This is a genomic window from Actinomadura sp. NPDC000929 (genome assembly GCF_040492065.1).
Classification (GTDB): domain Bacteria; phylum Actinomycetota; class Actinomycetes; order Streptosporangiales; family Streptosporangiaceae; genus Spirillospora; species Spirillospora verrucosospora.
The window spans coordinates 1-1931 of sequence record NZ_JBEUPA010000323.1 but is presented as its reverse complement, the minus strand read 5'-3'; the positions used below and the strand labels follow the sequence as shown (position 1 = coordinate 1931).

Genomic DNA, 1931 nt, shown 5'->3' with positions numbered 1-1931 from the left:
TCGTGCGCGCCGCCGTGCCGGTGGGCGTCGTCGGCGTGGCGGCCGAGCGCCGCCGCCAGGTCCCGCAGGGGACCGGGCCGCAGCGCGTAGACGCGGCGCTGGCCGGCCCGCTGCGAGGTGACGACGCCGGCGCGCTCCAGCGTCTGCAGATGCTTGGTCGTCTGCGGCTGGCGCGCGCCGGCGAGCTGCGCCAGGACGCCGACCGGCCGCGGCCGCTCGGCCAGCAGGGCCACGAGCCGCCACCGGACCGGGTCGGCCAGGGCGTTGAGGATCTCCTCCATGGCCCCAATCATTCCCCGTGACGAATATTCCTGTCAAGGAATAATTTGGGGTGTGAGAGGACGAGGGCGACGAAGGGTGAGAGTGGGCGCACAGCGGAGACGGCCCGCACGGAGGGGCCAAGGAGGCGCGAACGCCAAGGCCCCGGCGGGATCAACCCGCCGGGGCCTTGGCGTCAAGCCGGTGTGGTGGTCGCCTCACGGCGAAAGGCACAACGAAGCTCCAGCCCGGACCGCATGGGACCGGCGGTATTCCCCGAAGGCATCAGGTAGAGCCCGGGGGACACATGCCACACCGACGCACCCACTCTAGCGGCTCCGCGCCAGTGCCTCCTCCACCGCCACCCCGCACGTGAACTTCACCTCACCCCGCGGTGAGGGTCGCCTGCGCCCGTGCACCGCCCCGCCGGGAGAAGCGTCCACGAATATGAGTCGATGCGGGGAAACGCGGGGAGACCGGCGGATCGCCGCGCGGGGCCCGCACCGACCGCACACGAATGGGCGGCCAGACCCGGCACAGACGAGGGGACGGGGCAGTGCGCACCACGGGGACGGGGACCACCAGGCCTGCGGGCGGGGACACCAGAAACGACATTAGAGACGACCCCAGAAACGACACCGAGAACGGCGATGGCGACGGCGGCGCGGAGGCGGCCTGGGATCTGGCCGCCGGACCCAGCGCCCCGGCGCAGGCCCGCGCGCTCACCCGCCGGTCACTGCGCCGCTGGCGCGTCACCGGCCCCGACGACGTCGACGACGTCGTCCTCATCGTGGACGAGCTCGTCGCCAACGCCGTCGTGCACGGCGCCGGGCCCGTCCGCCTGGCCCTGCGCCTGGAGGCCGCGCCCGCCGGGGTCCGCCTCACCGGCGAGGTCGGCGACGCCGACCCCCGCGCGCCCGGCGTGCCCGCCGGGCCGCCCCCCGTCCTGGACTGGGCCGAGGCCGGCCGCGGCCTGCTCCTGGTCGCCTCCCTCGCCACCGAGTTCGGCACCCGGCCCGCGCCGCCGGGCAAGACCGTCTGGTTCACCCGCGACCTGGACCCCATCGACGCCCCCGCCCTCACCCCTCGGCACCCGGCCCGCTGACACCCCGGCCCGCTGACACCGGCCGGGCGAGGGGTCAGGCCTGCAGGGGGCAGCGGTCCACCACCCACACGTCCTCGTCCTCGCCCTCCGGCGGCAGCGGCGGATCGTCGGCCAGCCGGTCCAGATGCCACTCGATGTGGGCGAGCGGGCCCCGCCAGCCCGCCAGCAGGTCGGCCAGCGGGCGCGGCGGCCCCGGCGGCCCGTAGGGGCGCGGGTCGGGCAGCTCGGCCTCCCACAGCGCGTCGTCGCAGTCGGCCGCCCAGTGCGCCACCGCCTCCAGCACCTGCTGCAGATCGCGCGCCAGATCGCCCAGCGACCGCAGCGCCATCGCGTCCTGGATCATCCGCTCCCGCGCGTCGTAGGGCAGGTCCCGCCCGAACGCCGGCGGGAACGGCGGCGGGCGGCCCTCCAGCACCGGCTCGCGGCCCGTCGCCGCCGACCGGATCGCGGCCGCCTGCCACCGCGTCCACTCCGCCAGATGCCCCAGCACCCCCCGCAGCGCCGCCGCGCCCTCGCCGCCGCCGCGGACCTGCGCGGCCGCGTCCCCCAGCCGCGACCGCACGAACTC

At 76.4% G+C, this 1931-nt stretch carries 3 protein-coding genes; 1 reads left to right on the top strand and 2 read right to left on the bottom strand.

The annotated features are described in order from the left end of the window. Positions 1-281: ArsR/SmtB family transcription factor (locus ABWI04_RS42650; protein WP_353835973.1), on the bottom strand; the 281-nt coding region annotated here is incomplete at its 3' end. A 533-nt stretch (positions 282-814) separates the two neighbouring features. On the opposite strand from ABWI04_RS42650, the gene ABWI04_RS42645 reads away from it, so the two are divergent. Continuing rightward, positions 815-1363, top strand: a complete 549-nt coding sequence (locus ABWI04_RS42645; RefSeq protein ID WP_353835972.1) for an ATP-binding protein — start codon at positions 815-817, stop codon at positions 1361-1363. Between the two features lie 34 nt (positions 1364-1397). On the opposite strand, the gene ABWI04_RS42640 is transcribed toward ABWI04_RS42645, so the two are convergent. Further along, on the bottom strand, positions 1398-1931 hold a 534-nt coding region (locus ABWI04_RS42640), incomplete at its 5' end, for a hypothetical protein (protein ID WP_353835971.1).